Raw genomic sequence first — 26931 nt, forward strand, 5'->3', positions numbered from 1 at the left:
CAGAGCGAAAGTTAGCCGACTAATCTTGATTAAAGAACAAGACTAAGCTTCCTCCTTTTAACGCACTACCATAATTGATCGTTAATCCGATCCCGATATTATCTATCCAATCGGAGTCAAATGGTGGTGTCATTAACCATCCAACACTGGCTTCGTAGTAGTGCACAGTATTCATGGGTTTTCTTGTATCACCACCAATATCAACTCGATTGAAGCTCGAATACACTGACTGCACAGTATCTCCAATGTGGGTAAAATCATAAAACACCTTTATTCCATTGACCCAATACCAGCCTTCCGGATTGCCAATATCACCATTATTTGCTTTACCCCAGCCAGTGCCATAAAAATAGTGAGGAGCCGACCAGAGGTACCATTTCCCCCACGATTCATGCTCTAGGTATTTGAGCTTTGTGTTGACTTCTCCAACAACGGCCCAAGCACTGGTGTTTAGGTATACACCTTCTAGAAATGGTTTTAGGTCATTCAGTGCATTACTACGATAACTATAATCGTTTTGATAGTACATTAAGTGTGAGCCGATTGCGCCACTAAGCGTTAGCTTATCAGTGAGGTGTTTTTCTCCAGCAAACTCAATATATCCGCCCATGACTAACTCTTTACTTTTATCTGGAATCTGTCCTTTTTGGTCTACATACACATCTTGCTCTGTACTTAAGGCATAAACTCGGCCATTTAATAGGTAGTGAGTTTGTATTCCCTCTTGTTCAAACAAATCAAAACTAAATGGTAGCGTTGATACAGCGATCTTCTTTCTGAGATCAACCGAATCTTGAGTACCAATGTCTTCGTTATCTATGTTGAAGTATTCGTTCGGATCGAAATCATGAAATCCTACCGTAAAGACATCGCTATCTGACAGAACGATCCCAATAGCAAAGTTCCTTTCATACTCTTTTTGTATTTGATCTTGAATCGAATTAGCCTTAGAACATAATGAAAAAAGTGACAGTGTAGCTAAGGCATAACTATTGATAACAGATTGTTTCAACTTGCATTTACCACCGTATGTGTATTTCTTCCTAAAGATTTTGAGGTATACAACGCTCTATCCACCGTCGCATACAAATCAGACTGCTGCTCTTTTCCCGTTGGTTGAAAAACAAAAACACCTTGTGACACTGTCACTCTATTAGACACACTAGAATACTCATGTGGGTAATCCAGAAAATACATGGCCTCTTGTATACGTTCTGCTTCTCTTTCTGCGGTTTGGGCGTCTGTGCAACCCAGTAACACCACAAACTCTTCTCCGCCATAACGCCCTACGTATTCACCAGAGCGACAAAATGTTGCTTTAAGTTGGCTCGCAATGGCTTGCAAGCAACGATCTCCTTCTATATGACCGTAATTATCATTAAACGGTTTGAAAAAATCGACGTCTAATAAAATCAAAGCCATTGGCATGTTGTGACGGCCATGCCATGCAACCATCGATTCTAACTTATGATCGATATAACGACGGTTATAGAGTTTGGTTAAGCCATCTTCATTCGCTTGCTGGGTCAAAAGTTGGTTCACTTTCTCCAATTGAGCTGTCGCTTGTTTAAGCTCTCGTCTCATATGGGCAATACGCTGCATTGCGATAAGCTTAGAGTTCAGTACGAGTTTATCTACGGGTTTAATTAAATAATCATCACCGCCGGCCTCTATGGCTTTTGCAATCATTTCTGGCTCTTCGTGACTGCTCAGGAAAATTATTGGGATCCAGTCGGGAAAGGTTTCTCTGATATGAAGAGAGACTTCAAAACCGTTCATATCTGGCATCGATATATCGAGTAATACCAGTTCAGGATCAAAACTCTCGTAGGTGTTTAGTGCTTCTAGCCCACTCCCCACCGCTTTTACAATATGTCCAAGTTGCTTAAGACGAATAGCCAACTGCATCCTGTCTAGCTGAACATCGTCAACCAGGAGGATTCGCATTGATGTCCCTGTCGGTTGCATAACGCGTTCCATTTCTTATTTTGTCTTTATTAAACATATACCATACTCATAGAGTTGTTGCATTCGACTCATAATTAAGTGCTATATTTTTGTTTAAATATCACGGAATCAATTGTCTATAACGATTACACTGAAAATTGCCCTACCAAAACATGACCAACGAACGTTAGTTCAACAAACTCACGTGTTCTGGTCATCTTGCGGACACATGGGTATAGCTATTTGATGCATTTGGTATTAATATTCCCGCCTTTTTGTAATGAGAGACACACCATGTCAGAAGCAACTAACAGCGAAAGCAAAAAAATCGATCTAGCAACCATTTCTCCTGAACTACGTAAAGTTATTGAGTTTGACGAAGTTCCAGAGCAAATGTTCGAAATGGTTACCTCTATCCATGAAGTGTCTGAAGAAGCAGTGCGTGAGTCTTGGGACGAAATGCCTGCAAGTGCTCAGAACATTCTAGATAACTTCGAGCAATTTCATGCTCTAGTTTCTGTTGGCCAAGCATTTGCTGGTATCAACGTGATGGAAGAATTCCCTACTCTTAATCTGCCAAAAAACATGACAGATGAAGATAAAGAAGAATACCGCGCTCAATTACTTGATAATGTGCTTCACAACTGCGTGAAAGACATGGTTAAGCAACTTAAGAAAGCACGTCGCGACCCACTTCTTAAACGCGAATTCAAAGAAGTGTTCGCAAAATAACGTTTTTCCGACAAAATAAAGGCCGCGTTTACGGCCTTTTTTGATCATTAAGCGTGCGTAGCTTTAAACGATTAATGCGGCGCTAACGCCACGTCTTTTTGCGTGACACTGACACCTTTAATTTGTGCGAATACACTATCACCTGCCTTTAAGTCGAGATCATCAAGCGCCCAAGGTGTTATCGTTGCCCACAAATAACATCCCTCATCTAGCTTTAGCGATACATTAATACTCTGTTTATCATCAGCCGCGTTAAACACCTCGATTGAATCGACAGTCGCAGGCAGGATATTTCGAATAGAAGTCGCCTTAGGTTGCTCTAGCGTAATAGAAACGTCGTTGGCACGCACTTGTAAGCGAATTGGCGTCTCTGGCTCACCATCAATCTTTTGCACCCATAGTGATGCATTAGGTGCAAGGCTGACACAAGTCAGCGCATAACGCTCATGATGTTCAGCAATTCGGCCTTCAAATAAGCTGCTTTGATCCGAGAAAGACTGCCACGGACGCATCGCATGAGAAGCCCACACGTCTTCAAGCTTACCTGAACTCGTAATTTTACCTTGGTCAATAATTGCAAGGTGCTGAGCAAGCCTTAAAATTTCTTGGAGACTGTGCGTGACATAGATAATCGGAATATTAACCTTATCCGACAATTCCTCCAGAAATGGCATCACCTCACGTTTTCTCGGCATATCAAGCGACGCAAGTGGTTCATCCATCAAAAGCAAGTTGGGTTTTGATAGTAATGCTCGTGCAATCGCAACACGTTGCTTTTCACCACCAGACAGTGAGATCGGGAAGCGCTTTAGTAACGGTTTGATAGACAAGAGTTCGGTGACTGCATCAAAGTACTCGTCATCTTTTTCTTTAACGCCATACAACAAATTGCCTTGAACCGAATAGTGAGGAAATAAACGTGAATCCTGAAACACGTAACCAATGCCGCGCTTGTGTGTTGGTAAGTTGATCCCCTTTTCACTATCAAACAAAACGTGATCACCAATCGCAACATGTCCCTGCTTTGGTGCAACTAATCCGCTGATGATATTAATTAACGTGGTTTTTCCCGCACCAGATCGCCCAAACAAAGCGCTAATTCCGTTACACGGTAACTCAAGCTTAATATCGAAGTCAGTATCACCAAGCATTTGTTTAAATTGAACTTTAATCGTCATTACTTCGCACCCAATCGACTTGCCGCTTTACGATTTAACCATTCAGAGATCATTAATGTAGACAAAGCTAACGCGATAGAAATGATACATAGGCGAGCCGCCTGCATTTCCGCGCCTGGCGTTTCAATAAAGTTGTACATTGCTAGTGGAATCGTTTGGGTCTCTCCTGGAATGTTAGAGACGAAACTGATCGTCGCCCCAAATTCACCAAGACTACGAGCAAAGGACAGCATCGTCCCAGTAATAATTCCGGGAATGGTCAGTGGTAACGTAATGGTGAGAAAAACTTTTAAAGGAGAAGCGCCTAACGTTGACGCGGCATGTTCCAGTTTAGGGTCAACGTTCTCTAAACTTAACCGCACAGACCGAACCATCAAAGGCAAGGCCACGACAATACAAGCGACTACTGCTCCTTTCCAATTAAAGCTAAAGACTAGCCCTACATGTTCATAGAGCCACTTTCCAAGAAACCCTTGCCGCCCAAGAGAAATCAACAACAAATAGCCGATAACCACTGGCGGCAATACCAGTGGTAAATGAATTAAGCTATCTAGAATCGATTTACCGAAGAACGTTTTTCGAGAAAGTAGCCAAGCAAGAAAAACGCCGAGAGGAATGAGCCAAAGTACTGCGTACGCGCCCACTTTGAGGCTTAACATTAAGGCTTGGTATTCCAGTTCTGTCACGCTTCGTTCCTATTATTGAAAGCCGGTTTATTGCTGAAAGCCATATTGAGCAAAAACGCGTGCGGCTTCGTCCGATTTTAGGTACTGGAAGAACTGCTCGGACTCAGTAGAATCATTCACAACCGCAGCCGGATAAACAATAGCCGCATGCGTATCACTCGCGAATTCACCGACAATTTTGACTTTGTCGGTTAACTGCGCATCAGTTTTGTAGACCACGCCTAAAGGTGCTTCTCCACGTTCAACCAACGCCAAAGCTAGGCGCACATTCTTTGCTGGTGCGATTTGAGTTTGAATCTCTTTCCATACACCCAGTGTAGTCAGTGATTCTTTCGCGTACATACCAGCAGGCACTGACGTCGGATTGCCTAACGCAAGGCGATTTCCATGCAATGCCTTTTCCCATGCTGTTGCATCAGAGAAGTTAAATGAGGTTAATTCTGAAGACTGAGGCGCAATCAACACTAAGCTATTGCGCACCAAGCTTGTGACATTGTCACGAGAAATAACGTCTTTATCGACCAAATAATCCATCCATTTAGTATTCGCAGAAATGAATATATCCGCTGGTGCGCCGTTGATAATTTGTCGAGCGATAGAAGAAGAACCACCATAAACGGGAGTGATAGAAACGTCATACTTTTCTTCAAAGTTTTGTGCGATTTCGTCGATCGCATTCGTCATCGAAGACGCCGCATACACTTTGAGGTTCGTAGCTGCGTTAGCTGAAAATGAAATGCTTAATATTGCCGCGAGGCAAGCATGCGTTTTCCATGCTTTCATAGAGAAACTCCAATACAAGGCAAGCGAAAGAACTGGTTATTTGGGTATAAAGTTCAATCAGTTAATGTGCTATTTAAACAAAAAATCAAGGTTCATATGTTGTTCTATCGCATCTGCAATACGATTAATTCCTTGCTCCTTTAACTCTTCAAAGTCTTGTTGTTTGATTTGAGTGCCGTTTACCCACTCTGACACCAGGCTTAAGACATCTGCCTCATCAAAGAACCCGTGAAGGTAGGTTCCCATGATTTGGCCACACTTGCTGATAGCCCCCTCAGCTTCACCGGAACTCAATGTAAGAGGTTGAACGCCCTGCACTTCACTTTGTCCTACGTGGATTTCATAACCCTTTACATTGGCTGTTTTGCCATTAAGAGAAAGCTGTGCTTGTGTATTTGTAAGCTGTTTGCTGTTAGTTAGCGTCGTGGTGATGTCTAGTAAGCCAAGCCCTTCGCTTTGACCCGGCTGGCCTTCGACGCCATTTGGGTCATCAATCAAGTTTCCAAGCATCTGGTAGCCACCGCAGATACCAATCACTTTTCCACCAAGACGAATATGACGTAAGATATCTTTATCCCACCCTTGGCTTCTTAGATACTCTAAGTCGTCTCTAACTGATTTGGTCCCAGGTAAAATAACAAGATCGGCTTTATCTATTTTCTCGCCTTTGCCTACATAACGTAGATTGATGTCGGGATTCAATCGCAACACATCAAAATCAGTATGATTACTAATCCGGGTTAAAACAGGCACAACGACATTCAGTTTTACCTCAGAGTGCAACTCTTGCTGCGCGGTGATCGCGTCTTCTGCTTCTAAATTCAAACCATGAAGAAAAGGAAGCACGCCGAGTACAGGTTTGCCTGTTTTTTCTTCTAGCCAGTCGAGGCCCGATTGCAATAAACGAATATCACCTCGAAAACGGTTGATAACAAATCCTTTTACTCGCGCTTGTTCAGATTCAGAAAGTAACGCGAGTGTTCCGTACAAATGCGCAAATACACCACCACGATCAATATCAGCAACAATGATCACCGGAACATCAGCGGCCTCCGCAAAACCCATGTTCGCGATATCGCCTTCACGTAAATTGATTTCAGCAGGACTCCCTGCACCCTCGATCATGATCGAATCAAATTCTTGAGTCAGACGAGAGAAGGAATCTAACACCGTATCCATCGCAACTTTCTTGTAATCATGAAAGCCAGCCGCATCCATATTTGAAAGCGCCTTGCCCTGCAAAATGATCTGAGCACCTGTATCACTGTTAGGTTTAATCAAAACCGGATTCATATGCACGGTTGGCTCAATATTACACGCCTGTGCCTGAACTGCCTGAGCTCGACCTATTTCACCGCCATCTTTGGTTACCGCACTATTTAGTGCCATGTTTTGTGGCTTAAATGGGGCAACGTTTATCCCTTTTCTCGCTAATACACGGCATAAACCTGCCACAAGGACACTTTTTCCGGCATCCGAAGTGGTGCCTTGAACCATTAAAGATGGGATCGCTGATTTCATGAACATTTGTAAGGAATAGAGGAAGATGAACAATCATAACGTCATCGTCCCCACTTACTCAAGCAAATGAATAGAATATGAATGTTGAAATCATCATTGGTTCAAACAAGCTCTGTTTTAATGAACCCATCAAAACAAACCGATGAGGATGTAACATGAAAAAGAATACAATTATCGCAACAATCGCCGCCTTAGTTATTGCTCCTTCTATCGCGTTCGCGAAAGATCACGCTCAAAACCAATCAAACTTGCAGTTTAATGGTCCTGTCACTGTGGAAAAATTGGACGCCTTGCTAAACGACTCCAATATGTTTACTGAAAAAGATGTAGTCGTTGAAGGTAACTTATTACGTCAAGTTCGCGCGGATAAGTTTGTCTTTAGCGATGGTTCCGGTGAAGTCATGGTCGAACTGGATGACGATATCCGACTAAACTCTCCGATTGATCACACGACTAAAGTCCGTCTGTTTGGCGAATTTGAAGGCGGAAATAAGCCAGAAATTGAAGTCGAGCAACTGGTGATCATGTAAAACACCCCCGATTGCTTTGGATATCAGGATGATGTGGTGAGCATTACAGCTAAATGGTGACGGCAAGCACTTAAAATGATAGCTTTATCAATCTTGGTCTGCTTTTTGCAGACCATTTTTTTGTTCATTTTAATCATCTTGCCCGGAGACACCATGCTAGGTAAAGCTCTAAAGGTTGCAGCCTTTGGTTTGTGCGCTGTTTTGCCACTTTCCGCACATGCAAATAATTTCAACTACAACACGATGGAATTTCGCATGGGCACTAGCCCTGGTACATTTGGTGGCGAGTTCAATACCTACTTTACGGAAAACACCCACTTCATTGCTCGCGCAGACAGTGAATTCAGCGGAGACTGGGACATTGCTGGTGGTATTGGCTTTAATGGCCCTGCGGGTCAATTTGCGGATATTTATGGCCAAATGTTGGTACACAACATTAAAGAAAACGGCAGTGATAAAGTGGGTGACGAGTGGCGCACTGAGGTGAATATTGGTACTCGTATTTGGTTCATGCAAAATGTTGAGCTACATGCCCGTATCGGTCAAATAATGGATAACGACGATTCCAATACCGTTTATAATTTTGGCGCAAGATTCCACTCTACTCAGCAACTATCACTTGGCGCGGATTTCAAAAATAATGGTGTCTATGGCCAACAAATTGTGATGTCTGCTCGTTTTGCATTTTAATTAAGTAACCAAGCAACTGCATTAACAAGTGTGTGATTCAATAAAAATGGCCTCCGTTTTCGGAGGCCATTTTTGTTAAGTACCGATTGTTAGCCGGAACTAGTAATAAGGCATTAATTTTTGCCGGATTTTTTAGGTTTATCTTGGACATACTTTTTCGATACATCCACAACGGCGATATCTCTAAAAAAGCTTCGACCTAGTAAAATTGGAAACTTCATATGCCCACGCTCAGCTAACGTAAACTCAGTCTTTTCTTTGTGGTCACCGACGGTAATATACGCTTTTACTACCGCTCGTTTATCCACCTCTTCTGACGATGACTGCTTGATTTTAGCCCAGCGCTCTACAGGTACTTTAAACTCTTTAGTTTCTTTATCGCCCAAGTCGATCTTAAACTGAACCCAATCTTTACCATCACGCTCAAACGGAACAATGTCTGTCGCGCTAATTGATGATGTTGTCGCCCCTGTATCGACCCTAGCTTTGAAGGTTTGATCAATTTCAGGAACGTAAACCCACTCTTCAGAACCAAGAATCAACATGCCGTCTGGTGTCTTTGTCACTTTGGCTGGTTTTGTCGGTTTTGGCTCGAGCTTTTTCTCAGGTTTTACTTCAGGCTTAGGCTCCACCTCAGGCGTTGGATCGACCTCTGGTTTCACTTCTGGCTCTACTTTGACAGGTTCTTCGACCTTCGGCGACTCAGGCTCAGCAGGTTCCGGCGTCGTTTGAGTTGACGTACAAGCAATTAAACTGCCGCTCATCATAAGCGGCAGAATCAGTTTCCAGTTTTTCATCCACACTCCAATTAAGCTTGAGATACTTTCTTAATTGCGTCCGCTACGTATGGAATATGAGTTTCGGTAAGTCCAGCGATGTTAATTCGACCATCGCCGACACCATAAATGCCATAATCTTCACGCAGTTGCGCCATTTGGTTTTCACTAAAGCCTAGCACAGTAAACATGCCTTTGTGACCCTCAATGAAGTCAAATTGATCGGTATTATGGTTGTTTCTCAATTCGTTACACAAACTTTGACGAAGACTAACCAAACGATGTTGCATTTCACTCAACTCTTGCTTCCAAACGGAAGTCAGGTTGTCATCTTGAAGAATCGTCTTAACCAAAGCAGCTCCATGATCGGGTGGCATCGTGTAAGTAGAACGCGCTAACGTAAGTAACTTGCCTTTTGCGTTGGCCACGTCTTGCATGTTCTTACCAACGACAATCGCCGCACCTGTGCGCTCGCGATATAGGCCAAAGTTCTTCGAACATGATGTCGTAATTAACATCTCTTCAACGTTATCTGCCATGAAGCGAAGCCCTTTTGCGTCTTCCTCTAGGCCATCACCAAAGCCTTGGTAGGCAATATCAACAAATGGTGTGAAACCGTTCTTCTGTGACAATTCCGTAATGGCTTGCCAAGCAGAAAAATCGATATCTGCGCCTGTTGGGTTGTGACAACAACCATGCAGCAATACAACATCAGAAGGCCCTGCTTTCGCAAGATCATCCATCATTTTTGCTGTGTCTACTTGTTTCGTTTCTGGAGAAAAGTAATGGTAGAACTTAACTTTAAGACCTGCCGCTTCCATCACTGGTTTATGGTTTACGTAGCTAGGGTTTGAAATCCAAACCGTCGTATCTGGCTGTGCGACCTTCATCAGGTCACCTAACATACGCAGCGCACCACTTGCACCTGGCGTTTGAATGGCAGCAACACGATCCATTGCTGACGTTCCCGTCAGTAGCAAATCGATCATGCTTTTATTAAATTCTTCGCAACCCGCAAGACCAACGTACGATTTGGTTTTTTGAGTTTCAACAACGACATCCTGCGCCATTTGAATGGCTTTCATGATCGGCGTTTCACCTGCGCTGTTCTTATAGACGCCAATACCAAGGTCAACCTTGTTTGGACGGTCATCGTTACGGTATGCAACGGATAGAGATAAAATAGGATCTAATACGGGAGTTGGGAGATTAGAAAACATGAAAGTCATAACCCTTTGAAATTCAAGTACCGAACCTCACGTTAACACCATCGCAAAAAATGGCGAAATGATTTTTCACTTATTTCATCAATTAGAGAACAAAATTCTGGGTTGCGATAAGTTTTGTGCGCTCTATCGGTTATAAAAAGAACGATTCACTCCTCAATATACCAATCCACTCTTCCGTTTTTCCTAAATTCTCTTGGCGTCATGCTCGACCACGCTTTAAAACGTGTACTAAAGTTGGCACTAGTTGGATATCCGACTATCTCTCCAATATGTTGAATCGGCCATTCTGTTGAACGAAGTAGCCTAGCAGCATATTCCATGCGCATACGTGTTAAATGTGCCATCGGGCTTCGACCAAACTGCTTTTGAGTCAGACGGTGCAAATGTGGCTCCGAACATGGATATAAAGCTGCCACTTGCTCGACACTCCAATCCTTATGCAGCTGACGCTGGACAAGATCGAATACGCGCCGAAGCCTCAATTGGCTGCGTGATATCGACTCTGAGGGCGGCATGTTTAACATCAGCTCTAACTGAGCCACGCTATGTGCACCAACCGCACCACCATAATCAATAGGAAGATTAATGCTGCGTAACAACGTTTGGATACACGCATACATCACCTCAGGTGCAGATGTGAGCTGGTAACTAATATTACTCTCTATCATTGGCCATGCTCTATCAGGAGCAAGAAAAAGCCATGCGATCTGCCAGAGTTCCTCTTCCATACCAAAACCGTTTTCAACACCTGCTGGCACCGTGATCAACGAGCCAGGCTCCAAATCATATCGACACGCCCCACTTTCTAACCAACCTTTACCGCGCACGGTGTAAAGCAGCATGTGTTTTTTTTGGTTTTTACGATAAACAGAGAAGAAGTCACGACAGGTTGCAATTCCGCACTGCACAATGCCTCTCTCCTCCAATGCCAGTACTCGACTGTGATCAATAAACTCTTGATAGGTTTTTTCTGAAATCGCGTAGCGTTCTTGTTTATCTTCCATGATTTATTGGCTCACATATACACTAGTGGAGAGTTTTACAAAGGTTTTGGATGCCTTTGAAAAATACACCGCCAAATCATAGGGATAAACTACTCGCATTAATCTTTAAGGAGAAATGCGATGCTCTTAACACGCGAATACATCGATAAAGCATTTTGGCAAAAGCTGATTGCGATTGGCCTTCCTGTTTCACTTCAATCCATGCTTTTTGCGTTACTCGGCGTCGTGGATATTTTCATGGTGAGCCAACTCGGTGAATCCGCAACGGCTGCAGTCGGTGTCGGAAACCGCGTCTTTTTCTTTAACCTTGCAGTCATTTTCGGTCTTTGCGGTGCAGTAACGGTGCTGGCTTCTCAATATTACGGCTCAGGGAACCTGGCAGGAATCCGCAGAACACTGGCGCAATCTTGGTTTATTTCCATTTTAGTGACGCTGCCGTTTATTGTTCTTTATGCGATTTTTGATAAAGAGATCGTCTCTTTCATGTCAGACGATCCTGAATACGTCACTTATGCACGTGACTATCTTGTGATTACGGGCTTTAGTCTCATTGCAACGGCGATAGTGGTACCGATTGAAGCGGTATTGCGCTCCGTAGGCCAAACCAAACTGGCAACCAACGTTAGTATCTCCGCCATTGTTGTGAATGTCGTGCTGAACTCCGTTTTGATTTTCGGTTTATTTGGATTTCCTCAATGGGGCGTATTTGGTGCAGCAGTCGGTACTTTTGTTTCTCGATTTTTCCAAACTGCGGTATTGATTTACTTTTTCTGCAAACGTTATGCGCACCTGATTCCGACCAAATTCGATTGGGCACAAGGCCGTTTAAAGCAGTATCGTCAAAAATACTTTAAGGTTTCTCTACCCATGTTGGTCCACGATGCGCTCTGGACTGGTGGACTGATCGTTTACAGCATCATCTATGGTCAATTGGGCGTTTCAGAACTTGCGATCATCTCATTCTTGTCGCCAATTGAAGGTGTACTGATTTCAACCTTTATGGGATTTGCGGTCGCTGCATCCGTTCTTCTTGGGAATGATATTGGCGCAAAACATTATGATCGGGTCGAGAAAACGGCGTGGTGGTATGTGTTAACCAGCGCAATCTTAGCCACCTTACTGTTTTTCCTAGTGTGGTTGAGCTCGCCTTTGATTCATCATCTATTGGTACTGAGCCCATTAACCGATGCAGAAATGGCACTCAACGTATGCTTAGTCATGGCGCTGGGTATGATTTTAAGAGTGTTTAACATGGTAGGGATTGGCGGCGTACTAAAGAGTGGTGCGGATATTCGCTACAGCATTTTTATTGATACGTTCGGTCAGTGGGCTATTGGCATTCCCCTTACCTATTACACTGGTATGGTACTCGGGTTGCCTTTGCATTTTGTCTTGATGTCTCTGCTAGCTGAAGAATTTGTGAAAGGCGTACTGACGACTTATCGTATCCAATCTAAACGTTGGATAAACAATATGGTCGAAGATGACCAAACGGTGACAGCGTAACTGTAAATGCACTGACGAACTCACACCAAAAGGGCTCACCCGTTATGCACGCGTGAGCCCTTTTTATGTTTGGAGAATACTTGGTTAGATGTCTGTAAAGCGATGAATGATTTGGTTTGAACTACCACGCCATTCGAGATTGAGGTCTTTCTTGTCTTGTTCAAACTTACCATCAATCAAAACATCGATGTATTGCACCACTTCTCTTTGCGCGTCATCCAGTTCAGCCAGCGTGTAGCCTGTCCAAACCCAGATGTCTTTACCGGGACACTCTTCTCTCACCCTTTTCACGATCTTTAAAATATGAGGCACATTAGCAGGATGAAGCGGATCTCCGCCAGACAACGACAAGCCGCGACGTTTAATGCGCGTGTCATTCAAATCATTGATGATCTTGTCTTCCGCTTCTTGCGTGAACAACACACCCGAATCCAAGCGTTGCGTCGATTGGTTATAACAGCCACGACACTGATGCACACACCCCGACACAAACAATGTGCAGCGCGTACCCGGTCCGTTAACAACGTCAATTGGATAATATTGGTGGTAGTTCATAATGTGTCTCTTTGTTATCGCGAAAAAGAAAATCAACCTAAAGCAGGTTGATTTTCAAAGTGTTGAATCGAGTGGTAATTAACCTTATAGGTGTTTCACTCGACGTTTAACTTCTTCTTGTTTGCCGAAGTTAAACGGACGTGCATCTGGGCTGCCCAAGTAGCCACATACGCGACGTGTCACCGATACTTTGGTTGAATCATGGTTGCCACAACTCGGGCAAGTAAAGCCTTTGCTTGTACATTCAAACTCACCGGTGTAACCACATTCGTAACACTCATCAATCGGTGTGTTGGTTCCGTAGTAAGGAACGCGGGTGTAACTGTAGTCCCACACGTTTTCTAGCGCTTCTACGTTACGTTGCATGTTCGGGAACTCACCGTAACAGATGAAGCCACCGCTTGAAATTTCAGGGTAAGGCATCTCGAAGTCGATCTTGTCGTAAGGGTTAACCTTCTTCTCAACGTCCAAGTGGAAGCTGTTGGTGTAGTAACCTTTGTCTGTTACGCCTTCAATCAAACCAAACTCTTTGGTGTCGATGCGGCAGAAGCGACTACATAGGTTTTCACTTGGTGTTGCGTACAAGCTAAAGCCATAGCCAGTTTCGTCAGCCCATTGGTTCACCGCATCTTTTAGATGTTTGATGATCGCGACCGCTTTTTCACGCAATACGGCATCATCGTAAACGTGCGCTTCAGTACCAAACAACGCGTTGATAGTTTCATGCACGCCAATGTAGCCTAGAGAAATTGACGCACGGCCGTTTTTGAAGATTTCTGCAATCGAATCGTCCGCTTTCAAGCGCACACCACATGCACCTTCCATATATAGAATTGGGGCAACGCGCGCTTTTACGTTCTCTAGACGAGAAATACGCGTTTCTAGTGCTTTACGAGCAAGACGTAGACGATCATCAAGCAGTTCATAGAACTTCGCTTCGCTGCCTTTTGCGCGAAGCGCGATACGTGGCAAGTTCAAGCTAACTACACCAAGGTTGTTACGACCTTCATGGATAAGTTCGCCATCCTCTTCGTAGGTGCCTAGGAAGCTACGACAACCCATAGGTGTTTTGAATGACCCCGTGACTTCCACGACTTTGTCGTAGTTAAGAATGTCTGGGTACATACGTTTTGAAGCACACTCAAGTGCAAGCTTCTTAATGTCGTAGTTTGGATCTTCTTCCTTGTGGTTTAGACCGTCTTTAATACCGAACACCAATTTAGGGAATACGGCGGTTTTACGGTTTTTGCCAAGACCAGCGATACGGTTTTTCAAAATCGATTGCTGAATAAGACGAGACGCCCAGCTTGTACCAAGACCAAAACCAAACGTAACGAATGGCGTTTGACCGTTTGCCGTGTGCAGTGTGTTTACTTCGTACTCTAGCGATTGGAATGCGTCGTAACACTCTTTCTCGGTGCGCGCTTTAGCGAACTCTTCTGGCTCGGCAATGTTCCACTCTTTCGCGATCTCTAGATGTTTCTCGTAGCTTGTCATAACGTACGGAGCAAGCACTTCGTCGATACGGTTGATTGTCGTACCGCCATAAATATGGCTAGCTACTTGAGCAATAATTTGCGCCGTTACGGCAGTCGCAGTTGAAATCGATTTAGGCGTGTCGATTTCTGCATTACCCATCTTGAAGCCGTGCGTTAGCATGCCTTTCAAATCGATAAGCATACAGTTAAACATCGGGAAGAAAGGCGCGTAATCCAGATCGTGGTAGTGAATGTCACCCACTTCGTGTGCTTGAACCACATCACGAGGCAGGATGTGCGTTTTCGCGTAGTGCTTCGCCACGATACCCGCTAAAAGGTCACGCTGAGTTGGGATAACTTTGCCGTCTTTGTTCGCGTTTTCGTTGATCAAATCAAGGTTACTTTCTTCAATCAAACCTTCGATTTCACGAGTTAGTGCACTTTGCTTTTCACGCGCGATGTCGCGGTCATGGCGGTATTCAATGTAAGAACGTGCTAGGGCTTTGTAAGGACCTTGCATGAGTTCATTCTCGACTAAGTCTTGAATCTCATGGATGTGAACTTCATCGTGATCTTTTAGCTGTAACTCGACAGCAAGAGCGACATTAAGAGCATAAATGGCGACATCTTTATCTTTGTTTTCCGCTGCCGCTTCAACTGCTGCTTGGATACGATCCCTGTTGAACGGAGCCCTTGAGCCGTCACGCTTGATTACGATTGGTTTCACTTTCTTCTCCTTACCCCAGCATACTCACAGAGTTATCCACAAACACACTATATGGGGTTATTTTTTATTCTGCTAACACAATATATTGTGGCGTATTTAACGAAAAGCACCACTTGAAAACATTGATTTTGATCAATAAAGATCGGCTAGCGGACAAGAACAAATCGATCTTATTGGTACTGATCTCAGTTGCGAAGAAAACCATGAAAATTGCAAAATTGGTACGAAATCTACTTGCTTTTTTTAGAGCGCTTATAGGATAAAGGTTGGAAAGGAATACGCTAAAATCCAGGAGTGAAACAAGCCAATATGCGATCACTATTTGTTACTGCCTTATTAATTTTTAGTTCAACGTCACTTGCTCAAAACTCCATCAACTTAACCAGTTGGAATATAGAATGGCTGTCTATAAATGGAGGTAAGGTTTCTAGAACCAGTGACGATTTCGTCAAACTCAACCAATATGTGGATAAAACTCAAGCCGACATCATCGCCTTTCAGGAGGTCGACTCCAAAGCTGCGGTTCAAAAAGCCGTAGGCGATGGCTACGCGATTTACCTCTCTGATCGAGCTCAATCAAACAATAAGCACCTTCAGTTTTCTGATACCAATCAGTACACTGGTTTTGCTGTGCGCAAAGACATTGAAGTGTCTGATCCAGCAGACTTCTCAATCACGCGTGGTAATAGCAAGTTGCGCTTTGCCAGCTACATCGTCGTTAACCCAAACCAAAAGGACGAGCTTCACCTGCTCTCTGTGCATCTAAAAGCAGGATGCAGCGGAGCATACAAAAACAACCGCAATTGCCAAACACTGAGCCAACAAGGAGAAGCACTTGCGAAATGGATGAGCGAGAGAGAAAAGAAAAAGCAGCAGTACGCCGTAATGGGCGATTTCAATCACAACTTGTCGTATCAACGTGATTGGCTGTGGGCGATCATGACGCTTGGTAACGATGCACAATTGGTAACGCGAGATACCAAAGCGGATTGCAAGGTTCGCTCAAATAAGAACCCAAGAAAAACACACCAATTCCGCTCTTTGATTGATCACATTATTGTTAGCCCGCAAATAAAAGCGAAAAACGCACATCAAACGCTGTTCAGCTCACAAGATGTTTTGGATTACAAACTGAGTGACCATTGCCCTGTAAACGCAACGGTAACGCTTAACTGAACGAACAAAATAGCCCAGCATCATGCTGGGCTATTTTATATTGTTTGTTAGATAGACGTTTGATTAGACGAGAGAAACCGTTCTATCAAAGCGATCTTGGATTCAGCAGTACGACGTCACCCTGCTTTAACCCCGTTCGCACTCTCCCCAACTCTCCAAGCTGGATAAGTCGAGTTTCTACCTCACCGCTGTCTTGCACCACTTTTACGTAGTCCAATTGACCAACTTGGTAAACCGCCTCTTTTGGCACGCGAAGTACAACATCGTCGGTCAAGGTCAACGCGACTTTGGCGTATGTACCTGGATAGATAGCCGTTAGCGGCTCAAATTGAAGCTTTACGGTATAACTGCGCGAGTTGGCATCTGCCGACGGCGTCACTTCTTTTACAGCCGCTTGCGCGTTGAGGTTGTAAGACGGAAAAACAACGTCCACTTCTTTATCGTAAGTTACATAAGGCATGACAGACTCAGCAAAGTTCACCTCTATTTCCAACGAGTTTGGATTGTACATTGATAAAAGCAAAGCCCCCGGCGTCGCAGTATCACCTTTGTTGATGGGCTTTTTCGTGATCAAGCCATCAAACGGCGCAGTAATAATGCTGTAGCCAAAGGTCGTTTCCGCCTCAGAGACCGCCGCCTGAGCTTTATTGAAGTTGGCTTGCGCGGTTTGCAACGCACTTTCCGCTTGGTCAAATTGCGATTGAGGGATCAGCTTTTTGTTTAAAAGCGCTCTGACACGAGAAAACTCCTTTCTCGCCGCGTTGAGCTGCGCTTGTGCAGAGGATAAAGCCTGCTCACTTTGACGAACTCGCGCGTCGAGATCATCGCTTTCTAGCCGCGCCAACACGTCTCCTTGCTTCACTCTATCGCCAACCTTCACCAATACCCCCATCACCGATGCCGTTAACCGTGCCGCGATATCGGCGTGCTGCTCTGCAACGACGACGCCCGGAAATTCTCGAACAACCGGTTCGCTGGTTAACATCAGTTGATGTGTCTCTGCGTTATTTACATCAATCTGGTTGGTTTTCGCGTCATGTTCTGTCGGCAACTTTTCTGTAAAAAATCCAGCCATATAGAGAAAAAGAAGCGCGAGTATGGCAAACAGAATCACGCCTAACCATTTGGTATCTAATTTCATTGCTCTTCCTCCATCTGAGGTAATCCATGTCCTTTGGTGTTTTGGTATGCAAGGTTGTAAACCACCGGAACCACAAGCAGCGTAAAGATGGTCGAGGCGGTAATACCGAATATGATTGCCCAAGCCAAACCGTTAAAAATTGGGTCTAACGTAATCACGACGTTACCCAGTAACGTTGTACCCGCAGTCAGCAAGATTGGCCGCATACGAACAACGCCAGATTCAATCAACGCATCATGTAAGCTACGACCTTCAGCCAGCGATTGCTGAACAAATTCAATCAAAACGAGTGAGTTACGCACCACAATCCCAGCTAGCGCAATCATGCCGATCATCGCGGTCGCCGTGAACAGAGCTGGGTTGGGGTAATTACCGATGTCACTGCTTAACACATTCAAAATCCAGAACCCCGGCATAATCCCAATCACGGTCAGTGGTATCGCCAGCATGATGATGCCCGATACCGCAGGTAAACCTGTTTGAATCAACATCACCACAAATACGCCAAGCAGCGCAGCGCCATAAGCAATGCCTAAATCGCGGAATACGTCTACTGTGATTTTCCATTCCCCCTCACCACTCCAAACTACTTCGATGTTGTCTGGCACGCTCCAAGTGACACCAGCTCCATTGCTCAAGTACGTGCGATCTTGCCAGTGACGATGCACATCTTCCGCGTGAGTTGTATCTTGGTCAGCCATCACATCGGCAATCACTTCACCCGGAACACGCCCAACTACCTCGGCGTAGACATACACAACAGGCTTGAGGTTTTTATGGAAAATCGGTTTGTCCGCTGCGCGTTTCACAAAATGACCGACTTCAGACAACTGCACGATAGGCTGAGGAGCATCCACAACAGCCCCATTGGATTCTACTTTTGCAATCCCCGGACGGCCTCGCACATAAAGCTGCTCTAGTTGATTCAGGTTATCTCTGTCTTCGCGTCGGAGCTGCACTTCGATAGGTAGTGGATCCACTTCTCTTGGATCGGCTATATAACCGAGCACTTTGGCGTTCGCGGCGGTAATCAGCGTGTTATTGATATCAGCAACAGAAACACCGGACAGCGCCGCTTTTTCTTGATCAACAATGAATTGCCACGTTTCTAAATCACCTTGGATGCTGGTATCCACCTCAGAAACCAACTGTTCTTTGCGAAGCCTATCCGCGATTTTCTCTGCTTGGCTCATCAGATCTTCATAAGATGTCGCTTCATCACCGTAAACTTCTGCCGTAATGGTGGCGATAACAGGCGGGCCTGGCGGCACTTCGACTAGCTGCACGTCAGCGTCAAACTTATCTGCAATCTGCTCTAAATCCGCCCTGAGTCGTGTCACCAGTTCGTGTGATTGCATTGCGCGGCGATTCTTCTCTGCAAGAACGACTCGAAGCTCGCCTTGGTATGGTTCGCTACGCATAAAGTAGTGGCGCACCATGCCGTTGAAATCCATTGGGGAAGCGGTGCCTGCAAAGCCCGACACACTTGTCACTTCCGGCACCGTCATTAAATAGTCCGTAAAGCTCGACAGAGCGTTGGAGGTATCCACAAAGCTTGAAGACTCTGGCATGTTTAATACCAATTGGAACTCATTTTTATTGTCATAAGGCAGCAACTTGAGTGGAACTAAGCGAAGTGCTGGCAACAATGCTGCCAAGACGAACAACAAGGCAACCAAACCAAGGAAAAGCCACGCTTTCTTGCGACTTTCAAGTAGCGGAATCAACACACCACGATACAAACGATACATCGGCGAAGATTGGATGTCATAGTGGCCGTTTTCCTCAGCACCTTTGAGTAGCTTCTTGGCAAGCCAAGGCGTGATCATAAACGCGACAACGGTACTAAAGATAACGCTGATCGGAACGTTGAACGCAAGTGGCGCCATGTAAGGCCCCATCATCCCAGTGATAAAAAACATCGGCGTAAACACGATAACAATCGCGACCGTCGACATTAACAAGGCGCTACGAATTTCTGCCATGGCGAGAACAATCGCGTTGGTTCGTGTTAGATTTTTGCGTTTGAGGTAGCGTTCAATGTTGTCGATACTCGCGATCGGATCGTCCACGATCAAACCTAGCGCCAAAATCAATGCAAAGAGCGTGACTCGGTTGATGGAATAGCCAAATGCCAAGTCCATCCCGAGCGCGGCACCATAGCTAATCGGAATCGCGATACCAACCACCAATGCGCTTCGCCAGTTCAAAAACAAACCGACAAACACCACGACCGTTAGAATAGAGATGCCAAGGCTTGATACCAAGTTGTTTACTTTCGCATTCGCCGTTTCGCCATAGTCACGAATGACTGCAACTTGAACTTGTGGAGGAAACTGCTCGGATTGAAGCGCCGCCAGTTTATCCCGAACAGACTGAGCGACGTTAACCGCGTTCGAGCCTTTTTGTTTAGCGACAGAAATGAACACCGCTGGGTATGCTTCATCGTAGTTTTTATCGCGATACCAAGTATCGGATGTTGCCTCACCTTCACCGTCGTAAATACGCGCGACATCTTTCAAATAAACGGGTTTGCCATTGAGCACCGCGATAACAAGATCGCCAACCTCTTCGGCGTTAGTCAGAAACCGTCCCGATTCCAATGTGTAATTTTGCCCGTTTACGCGAACGTTCGTGCCTTGGGTTTTGCTATTACTGAGCTGAATGGCCTGTTCGAGGTCATCGATGGTTACTTTGAAGTTTGCCATCGCAACGGAATCAAGCTCTATCTGGATTTTTCTCGGCTCACCGCCAATCACTTCCACCTTGTTGGTGGCATCCAATGATTTAATACCTAACGTGGCTTGGTCTGCAATACGTCTCAGCTGATGGCGATCGAGAATGTCTGGATCGGTGGAATAAATTGCGGCAACAACAATGGGTACATCATCGATTTCAACAGGCTTTACGAGCCAGTTAGTGACAGAAGGAGGAACTTTATCTTGGTTGGAATAGAGTTTGTTGTAAAGCTTAACCAGAGCATCTTCGCGGTTTTCGCCGACATAGAAACGAACGATGACTTGCGCAGCACCTTCCATTGACGAAGAATAAACGTATTCCACACCGTCAATTTGGCTAACAAGCTTTTCTAATGGTTCAGTGATTTGATTTTCGACTTGAGAAGCGCTTAGTCCGGGAGCCGAAACCAATACATCCGCCATCGGCACAACGATTTGCGGGTCTTCCTCTTTCGGGGTCAGCCACAAAGCCGCGGCACCGACCATAAGCGCGAGTAAAATCATGATCGGAGGGAAAAAGCTGTTCATCACGGACTGAACAAAACTTCGCTTTAGTTTGTCGGGCATCCTTTCCCCTCCATATCAGATTGATTGTTTACGCGTTCGCGGTTTTCATCTTCTTCGCGTTACGGTAAGTAATGATCGCCTTCGCGAACAGAGATCCAACTAACATCGCAAGGAAGAACACCACAATGCTCACGTTGCCTAATGCCAGACTCGCAACCGCAGGGCCAGGGCAAATACCTGCCAAACCCCAACCTAAACCAAAGATGGCCGCACCAGATAACAAACGTCCGTCGATGTTCTTATTGGTTGGTGTGCAAAACGCTTCACCGCTAACTGATTGTTTTCTCGGCTTGATGATTAAAAAATAGCTTGGCATGAATACCGCGAGTGCGCCGCCCATCACAAAAGCCAAACTTGGATCCCAACTGCCATAAATATCTAAAAATCCAATGACTTTAGCTGGGTCGATCATGCCAGACACCGCCATGCCCATACCGAATAACACACCGCTCAAAAGAGCAGAAAAACGAAAAATAGTCTTGTTCATGGAATCTCTCTTAAACTAGGTGAAGTCGAACGAATACCGTTAGACCAGCGACAGCCATAAATACACAGGTCGCCACAATAGAGCGCTTAGACAAACGGCCCATGCCACAAATGCCGTGTCCGCTAGTACATCCGTTACCCAGTCTGGTCCCGATTCCTACCAATAAACCAGCGGCAATCACCATTCCTAAAGAAAGGTTCGCGGTACTAGGAACCGCAACGCCCAACATTAGGACGCTAATCAAGCCACCAGCTATCATTCCAACCGCAAAAAGCAATCGCCACGAATAATCGCCTTTTTTCGGTGACATAATGCCATTCATAATTCCACTGATTCCGGCAATTTTCCCGTTAACCAACAACAATATAGTGGCGGAGATCCCTAACAAAAGGCCACCAAACAACGATTCCCATGGAATAACGTTTAACATTATTTACCTCTAAAATCTTAGCTACGAATTAGTTACAGAAAACGCTATGAAGCGCCTTGATTAATGACTCAACTCTCGGTTCTGACAACGAATAAAACACTTGCTGTGATGCCTTACGAGCCTTGATCAATTTGTGTTTGCGAAGCACCGTCAAGTGCTGTGAAAAGGCGGATTGGCTAAGGAACGAGTTCTTTTGCAGCTCCCCAACACCAACCTCACCTTGGGTCAGTTGGCACAACACCATTAGCCTTTCCGGATGTGCCATTACTTTTAGGAGATCAGCAGCTTCATTAGCATTGCCTTTCATTGCTGCTACATCCATATCTGTATAGCTCATGACTCACCTCTACATTAAAAACTAAATTAGATATTACTAAAACAACATCTTTAGTCAACACTAAATTAGTAATTGTGAATTTAGATAAATTAACATTAGACATTTCTAATTTAGACAATTATAGTGATGAATATCAAAGGATGGCGTTCTCAGTTTGAGAGTACGAAGGAGAAGAGTTATGACGTTAGAAAATGCAGTACGAATTTTTGCAGGCACGATGGTATTGATCTCGGTCATACTAACCGTGTTCGTTCACAGTAACTTCATTTGGTTCACCGTGTTTATCGGCGTTAATCTTATTCAAAGTGCTTACACGGGAATCTGCCCTGCTGCTTATTTTTTAAAGAAATTTGGTTTTAGATAATCTAGAGCGTAGTGACCTTTCACACTGGCTATTCGTGAAAGGTCAGTTCGCCCTAAAACTTGGAGTTAAAAATGACTAAGATCTTAATCGTCGGTGGTGTTGCAGGTGGTGCATCTGCGGCGGCGCGTGCTCGTCGTCTGAGCGAAGATGCCGAAATCATCATGTTTGAACGTGGCCCATTCGTTTCATTTGCCAACTGTGGCTTGCCTTATCACATCGGCGGCGATATCCAAGAACGCAGTAAGTTACTACTACAAACGCCAGAAAGCTTTTTAGCACGCTTTAACGTTGATGTTCGCGTGATGAATGAAGTGGTTTCTATTAACCGACAGGACAAGACCGTTACGATCAAAAACCTGTTGGATGAGTCTGAATACGTAGAATCGTACGATTTTCTACTGCTTAGCCCAGGTGCCGGCCCTATTGTTCCGCCAATTCCAGGTCTCGATAACCCGCTCACCCACTCGCTACGTAACATTCCAGATATGGATCGCATCATCGAAACGATCCAAATGAACAAGCCAGAGCATGCGACGGTTGTTGGCGGCGGTTTCATCGGTTTAGAAATGATGGAAGCCTTCCACCAACTTGGCATTAAAACCTCTCTGATCGAAATGGCAGACCAAGTCATGACGCCAGTAGACCGTGAAATGGCAGGCTTTGCTCATGCAGAAATTCGTGACAAAGGTGTAGACCTCAAACTTGGCGTCGCGCTTGAATCTGTGAAATTCGTAACTAACGAGCACGTTGCAAGTTTCGACTCTGGTGAGAGTGATAAACACCAACACTTAGAAGGTGAATTGGAGTTAACACTAAACAACGGTGAAAAACTCACTACCGATATTCTGATCATGGCAATCGGTGTACGTCCTGAGACAAAACTGGCGCAAGAAGCTGGCCTTCAAATTGGCGCGCTAGGCGGTATTTACACGAACGAATGCATGCAAACCAGCGATCCTTCGATCTACGCTGTCGGCGACGCGATAGAAGAGAAAGACTTCGTGACTGGCGAGCAAACTCTAGTGCCACTTGCAGGCCCGGCAAACCGTCAAGGTCGTATGGCAGCAGACAATATGCTCGGCCGCAAAGAAACCTACCAAGGCACACAAGGGACAGCGATTTGTAAGATCTTCGACCTTGCTGTGGCTTCTACCGGTAAAAATGAGAAACAATTGAAACGCGCTGGCGTTGAATACGAAAAAGTGTACGTGCATACCGCAAGCCACGCGAGCTACTACCCTGGTGCAGAAGTGGTGTCGTTCAAAATGTTGTTCGATCCAAAATCAGGCAAGATTTTAGGTGCTCAAGCAGTTGGTAAAGATGGCATCGATAAACGCATCGACGTTATGGCTGTTGCACAACGTGCTGGCATGACGGTTGAACAACTGCAGCATCTTGAACTGACTTACGCGCCACCTTACGGCAGTGCAAAAGATGTGATCAACCAAGCGGCATTTGTGGCAAATAACATCATCAAAGGTGACGCAGCGGCGATTCATTACGATGAAATCGACAACCTGACTGAAGATCAAATTCTCCTCGACGTCCGTAACCCCGGTGAATTGGAGTCTGTTGGTTATCTTGAAGGGGCAATCAACATTCCGGTTGATCAGCTACGCCATCGTATGGGTGAACTACCAAAAGACAAAGAGATTGTAATTTACTGTCAGGTCGGCTTGCGTGGTAACGTGGCATACCGTCAACTGGTCAACAATGGTTACAAAGCCCGCAACTTGATTGGTGGATACAGAACACTCAAATTCTCGCGCTTATAACGGGATAATAAAAACAGAGAAAACCGAGGGATTGGTTTTCTATTTTGTTTATTTACATGGACTCAAATCTAGCTCATTAACCTTTTATCGCCAAACGGACTGCTGCTTGAGCATGGATAGAAGTGGTATCAAGTAGCGTAACATCGGTGTGACTTTGGTTTACAAGTAAGGCAATTTCAGTGCACCCGAGAATCACAGCTTCAGCTCCCTGCTCTTTTAGTTTTTCAATGATTTGCAGGTATATCGTTCTCGATTCCTCTTTGATTTCACCTTGGCATAACTCTTTATAAATAATGTTATGCACTATAGAGCGATCATCTTGAGTGGGAATTATGACATCCAGCCCATAGAGGTCGGAAAGCCGTCCTTTGTAAAAGTCTTGCTCCATTGTGAATTGAGTACCAAGGAGTCCGACCTTTTGAGCCTCTTTCTCACGAAGTAACTCAGCAGTCGCGTCTGCGATATGTAGTATGGGGATATTAATACTGGCTTCAATTTGAGGAGCAACTTTGTGCATTGTGTTCGTACAAATAAGAATAAAATCAGCGCCCCCTTTTTCTATTGAAGATGCAGCATCAGATAGAATACTTGCCGTTTCTTCCCATTTACCTTGGTGTTGAAGTTTCTCTATCTCTGAAAAATTCACGCTATACATACAAACTTTTGCGGAATTTAGGCCACCTAACGCCTCCTGACCCCTTCGTTGATCAATTTGTAATAACTAAGCGTCGACTCCCAACTCATGCCGCCTAGAAGACCGATAGTTTTCATATAACTCTCCAATCGTTATACACCACTATGGGAGGGGTGCTTTTACAAACAAAATCAACCACGTGGATAGACAGCTTTCTAGCTTTGTCACTAGTGAAAACTGGATAAACCTGCGATCAAAAAAAAACGAGAACCAAAAAGGACGACTACGCGATTCTCATATCTCCTCGCAACATTGTTACCGCACTTCCAGAAAGCTTAACGTATTCCGGACTCAATAGTTCTGTATAAACAACTCCACTTCTCTTGGATGCTTGGAAGCCTTTTAATTGCGCTTTACCGAGCTCTTTGGCCCAGTAAACACATAAAGCGCAATGAGCAGAACCTGTTACTGGGTCCTCATCAACACCCACCCAAGGGGCAAAGTAACGAGAGACAAAATCAGCGTCAGTGCTTGAGTGAGCAGTGATAACAACTCCACGACCTTTTTGTTTAAGTAGCGCACTAAAATCAGGTTCGAGTTGCTCTATCAAAGACTCATCATTGATGACGATCAACTGCTTATTATCAAACTGACCATAAGCGTTTACATCAGCCACATCGAGCCCTAAGCCGTGAAGCAAGTCTGTGTTAATACTTGCTCGCATATCTAAAATAGGAGCAGGAAACACCAAATGAATGTCGTCATGATCAAGTTGTGCAGTTAAAGCGCCGGATAGCGTGCCAAACTCAATGGTATCACCAGTACTATATAACCCTTGCTCTCTCAGCACGTGCGCCGTGGCCAATGTGCCATGTCCACACAAAGCGACTTCCGTTTCAGGTGTAAACCAACGAAGTTGCATTGTATTTAATGACAGAAACGCGGTTTCAGATAGTGACATCTCTGCCGCTATGGCCAACATCACTTCCTCATCAAGGCTTGATTCTGTGATACACACACCTGCAGGGTTGCCTTTGAACACATCTGATGTAAACGAGTCGACCTGAAAAATTTTAACTTCCACAAAATATCCTTAAGTTCTATCAACCACTGTAGAACCATTAGCAGCACTTAGTGCATTTGTACCACGTAATGTATTGCACCTGTTGTTTGAGCAGTAAACCTTTATTAACTAAGAAGAAACCACTTTTTCTCCTAATGGGATTTATTGGTATTTTGCCGAAGTAATGAACTCACCGAATGTTTCACACCAAACAACAACAGTATTGTATTCAGAAATGGAAATCCCTTGAGGAACCTCAACAACGAAGTTATTGAATGTTTTGACATCACCAACCAAGCTCATCTCAGATTTAAGGTCATTAAACGCTTGTTCCGTTTCGACAAACTTAGGAGATAGATAGAGTTTATAGTCTGGTCCGGGAGCGAGTTTTCCTACCAACGTAATGACTTCAGAACTCAAATGAATTTCTCCCTCTCCCCAATGAAAAGCGTCGCTACCTTTGAGTTCCCTCTTAAACACTGCGCTGTATTCTGCACCTTGCTTGCTCTTAGCAACTTGCTCATCGGTCGGCGCAGGCGGTGCAATAAGAATCGGTAAAGTATAGATACCTATCGCAATACCAATCGCAACAGCCACTAAGTGGCTTAACGTTAATTTAATTATACTTTTCAAGGTCATCTATCTTCTTGTTAGTTTCATCAGCTTAGATTTCGGATCAAATACAGACATCCGTCAGGTTATACGTCTAATAGCCTAATTTCATTAATATTATACACAAGCTGGACCAATGCGCCTTAATTGCTGCCTTTTAGAGTGCTATCCAATAACCCCGTTATTAACGAAAATAACTATTTAAATTCAGCCCCCTAAGCGCCTTCGACGAAATGATCTAAAGGCAAAGTGAGCAATTAAAAAC

General features: G+C 44.6%; 25 protein-coding genes and 1 pseudogene. 7 read left to right on the forward strand and 19 right to left on the reverse strand.

From position 1 onward, the window contains the following. Nucleotides 1–19 precede the first annotated feature (19 nt). A complete protein-coding gene (locus tag MSG33_RS03705; protein ID WP_012842267.1) occupies nucleotides 20–1012 on the reverse strand; it encodes a Solitary outer membrane autotransporter beta-barrel domain in 993 nt (330 codons plus the stop codon). Then, complete coding sequence (locus tag MSG33_RS03710; RefSeq protein ID WP_248379902.1) at nucleotides 1009–1968, reverse strand: diguanylate cyclase; 960 nt, start codon at nucleotides 1966–1968, stop codon at nucleotides 1009–1011. Before MSG33_RS03710 ends, MSG33_RS03705 begins: the two co-directional genes overlap by 4 nt. 273 nt (nucleotides 1969–2241) lie before the next feature. On the opposite strand from MSG33_RS03710, the gene MSG33_RS03715 reads away from it, so the two are divergent. Beyond that, nucleotides 2242–2679, forward strand: coding sequence for a DUF3069 domain-containing protein (locus tag MSG33_RS03715; RefSeq protein ID WP_248379904.1), 438 nt, complete (start codon nucleotides 2242–2244; stop codon nucleotides 2677–2679). A gap of 71 nt (nucleotides 2680–2750) precedes the next feature. Here the strand turns inward: MSG33_RS03715 and modC are convergent, their stop codons facing one another. From modC to MSG33_RS03735, 4 genes are all read right to left on the reverse strand, one after another. Next, entirely contained in the window at nucleotides 2751–3857 is a 1107-nt protein-coding gene (gene modC, locus MSG33_RS03720) for a molybdenum ABC transporter ATP-binding protein ModC (protein WP_248379906.1), read from the reverse strand. After that, nucleotides 3857–4543, reverse strand: coding sequence for a molybdate ABC transporter permease subunit (modB, locus tag MSG33_RS03725; protein ID WP_005394498.1), 687 nt, complete (start codon nucleotides 4541–4543; stop codon nucleotides 3857–3859). Before modB ends, modC begins: the two co-directional genes overlap by 1 nt. A gap of 27 nt (nucleotides 4544–4570) precedes the next feature. Beyond that, a complete protein-coding gene (gene modA, locus MSG33_RS03730) occupies nucleotides 4571–5326 on the reverse strand; it encodes a molybdate ABC transporter substrate-binding protein (protein WP_085343792.1) in 756 nt (251 codons plus the stop codon). 69 nt (nucleotides 5327–5395) lie between these two features. Then, nucleotides 5396–6847, reverse strand: coding sequence for a cobyric acid synthase (locus MSG33_RS03735; protein ID WP_248379908.1), 1452 nt, complete (start codon nucleotides 6845–6847; stop codon nucleotides 5396–5398). A gap of 155 nt (nucleotides 6848–7002) precedes the next feature. On the opposite strand from MSG33_RS03735, the gene MSG33_RS03740 reads away from it, so the two are divergent. Both MSG33_RS03740 and MSG33_RS03745 read left to right on the forward strand, forming a co-directional pair. After that, the gene (locus MSG33_RS03740) at nucleotides 7003–7377 is read left to right on the forward strand and encodes a NirD/YgiW/YdeI family stress tolerance protein (RefSeq protein ID WP_012842261.1); all 375 of its coding nucleotides are present in this window, start codon (nucleotides 7003–7005) and stop codon (nucleotides 7375–7377) included. Between the two features lie 153 nt (nucleotides 7378–7530). Next, the gene (locus MSG33_RS03745) at nucleotides 7531–8067 is read left to right on the forward strand and encodes a hypothetical protein (RefSeq protein WP_005394515.1); all 537 of its coding nucleotides are present in this window, start codon (nucleotides 7531–7533) and stop codon (nucleotides 8065–8067) included. 113 nt (nucleotides 8068–8180) lie between these two features. Here MSG33_RS03745 and MSG33_RS03750 read toward each other — a convergent pair whose 3' ends face one another. From MSG33_RS03750 to MSG33_RS03760, 3 genes are all read right to left on the reverse strand, one after another. Beyond that, complete coding sequence (locus MSG33_RS03750) at nucleotides 8181–8864, reverse strand: ATP-dependent zinc protease (protein ID WP_047009194.1); 684 nt, start codon at nucleotides 8862–8864, stop codon at nucleotides 8181–8183. Nucleotides 8865–8875: 11 nt separating this feature from the next. Then, entirely contained in the window at nucleotides 8876–10063 is a 1188-nt protein-coding gene (locus tag MSG33_RS03755; RefSeq protein WP_048625063.1) for an amino acid aminotransferase, read from the reverse strand. A 155-nt stretch (nucleotides 10064–10218) separates the two neighbouring features. Then, nucleotides 10219–11076, reverse strand: coding sequence for an AraC family transcriptional regulator (locus MSG33_RS03760; RefSeq protein ID WP_029802109.1), 858 nt, complete (start codon nucleotides 11074–11076; stop codon nucleotides 10219–10221). A 120-nt stretch (nucleotides 11077–11196) separates the two neighbouring features. Here MSG33_RS03760 and MSG33_RS03765 point away from each other — a divergent pair, with 120 nt between their 5' ends. After that, on the forward strand, nucleotides 11197–12582 hold the full coding sequence (locus tag MSG33_RS03765) for an MATE family efflux transporter (protein WP_248379910.1): 1386 nt from the start codon (nucleotides 11197–11199) through the stop codon (nucleotides 12580–12582). Nucleotides 12583–12666: 84 nt separating this feature from the next. On the opposite strand, the gene nrdG is transcribed toward MSG33_RS03765, so the two are convergent. Both nrdG and nrdD read right to left on the reverse strand, forming a co-directional pair. Beyond that, nucleotides 12667–13137 carry an anaerobic ribonucleoside-triphosphate reductase-activating protein gene (gene nrdG, locus MSG33_RS03770; RefSeq protein ID WP_005394529.1) on the reverse strand — a complete coding sequence of 157 codons (471 nt, stop codon included), beginning with the start codon at nucleotides 13135–13137 and terminating at the stop codon, nucleotides 12667–12669. 84 nt (nucleotides 13138–13221) lie between these two features. Then, complete coding sequence (gene nrdD, locus MSG33_RS03775; protein ID WP_046875447.1) at nucleotides 13222–15342, reverse strand: anaerobic ribonucleoside-triphosphate reductase; 2121 nt, start codon at nucleotides 15340–15342, stop codon at nucleotides 13222–13224. A gap of 309 nt (nucleotides 15343–15651) precedes the next feature. On the opposite strand from nrdD, the gene MSG33_RS03780 reads away from it, so the two are divergent. Then, on the forward strand, nucleotides 15652–16518 hold the full coding sequence (locus tag MSG33_RS03780) for an endonuclease/exonuclease/phosphatase family protein (protein WP_074189625.1): 867 nt from the start codon (nucleotides 15652–15654) through the stop codon (nucleotides 16516–16518). 85 nt (nucleotides 16519–16603) lie between these two features. Here the strand turns inward: MSG33_RS03780 and MSG33_RS03785 are convergent, their stop codons facing one another. From MSG33_RS03785 to MSG33_RS03805, 5 genes are read right to left on the reverse strand one after another with little or no spacing between them, the layout of a single operon-like run. Next, nucleotides 16604–17659 (reverse strand): efflux RND transporter periplasmic adaptor subunit, encoded by a 1056-nt coding sequence (locus MSG33_RS03785; protein ID WP_248379912.1) that lies wholly within the window; start codon nucleotides 17657–17659, stop codon nucleotides 16604–16606. Next, the gene (locus MSG33_RS03790; protein ID WP_248379914.1) at nucleotides 17656–20964 is read right to left on the reverse strand and encodes an efflux RND transporter permease subunit; all 3309 of its coding nucleotides are present in this window, start codon (nucleotides 20962–20964) and stop codon (nucleotides 17656–17658) included. The genes MSG33_RS03785 and MSG33_RS03790 overlap by 4 nt, the downstream gene beginning before the upstream one ends. A gap of 28 nt (nucleotides 20965–20992) precedes the next feature. After that, the gene (locus MSG33_RS03795) at nucleotides 20993–21451 is read right to left on the reverse strand and encodes a YeeE/YedE family protein (RefSeq protein ID WP_248379916.1); all 459 of its coding nucleotides are present in this window, start codon (nucleotides 21449–21451) and stop codon (nucleotides 20993–20995) included. 10 nt (nucleotides 21452–21461) lie between these two features. After that, nucleotides 21462–21881 (reverse strand): YeeE/YedE family protein, encoded by a 420-nt coding sequence (locus MSG33_RS03800; RefSeq protein WP_048625069.1) that lies wholly within the window; start codon nucleotides 21879–21881, stop codon nucleotides 21462–21464. Nucleotides 21882–21909: 28 nt separating this feature from the next. After that, on the reverse strand, nucleotides 21910–22218 hold the full coding sequence (locus MSG33_RS03805; RefSeq protein ID WP_012842251.1) for a metalloregulator ArsR/SmtB family transcription factor: 309 nt from the start codon (nucleotides 22216–22218) through the stop codon (nucleotides 21910–21912). A 178-nt stretch (nucleotides 22219–22396) separates the two neighbouring features. Here MSG33_RS03805 and MSG33_RS03810 point away from each other — a divergent pair, with 178 nt between their 5' ends. Together MSG33_RS03810 and MSG33_RS03815 are read left to right on the forward strand one after the other, a co-directional pair. After that, entirely contained in the window at nucleotides 22397–22582 is a 186-nt protein-coding gene (locus MSG33_RS03810) for a DUF2892 domain-containing protein (protein ID WP_012842250.1), read from the forward strand. Between the two features lie 71 nt (nucleotides 22583–22653). Further along, nucleotides 22654–24357, forward strand: a complete 1704-nt coding sequence (locus tag MSG33_RS03815) for an FAD-dependent oxidoreductase (RefSeq protein WP_248379918.1) — start codon at nucleotides 22654–22656, stop codon at nucleotides 24355–24357. A 76-nt stretch (nucleotides 24358–24433) separates the two neighbouring features. Here MSG33_RS03815 and MSG33_RS03820 read toward each other — a convergent pair. From MSG33_RS03820 to MSG33_RS03830, 3 genes and pseudogenes are all read right to left on the reverse strand, one after another. Beyond that, nucleotides 24434–25128, reverse strand: a pseudogene (locus tag MSG33_RS03820) (aspartate/glutamate racemase family protein). 146 nt (nucleotides 25129–25274) lie between these two features. Beyond that, nucleotides 25275–26075: a PhzF family phenazine biosynthesis protein gene (locus tag MSG33_RS03825; protein ID WP_182033727.1), complete on the reverse strand. Its 801-nt coding sequence runs from the start codon at nucleotides 26073–26075 to the stop codon at nucleotides 25275–25277. 141 nt (nucleotides 26076–26216) lie between these two features. Next, the gene (locus MSG33_RS03830; RefSeq protein ID WP_048625072.1) at nucleotides 26217–26693 is read right to left on the reverse strand and encodes a DM13 domain-containing protein; all 477 of its coding nucleotides are present in this window, start codon (nucleotides 26691–26693) and stop codon (nucleotides 26217–26219) included. Between the last annotated feature and the right edge of the window lie 238 nt (nucleotides 26694–26931).

The sequence above is a fragment of the Vibrio sp. 1CM7H genome (genome assembly GCF_023161645.1).
GTDB classification, from domain to species: Bacteria; Pseudomonadota; Gammaproteobacteria; order Enterobacterales; family Vibrionaceae; genus Vibrio; species Vibrio diabolicus.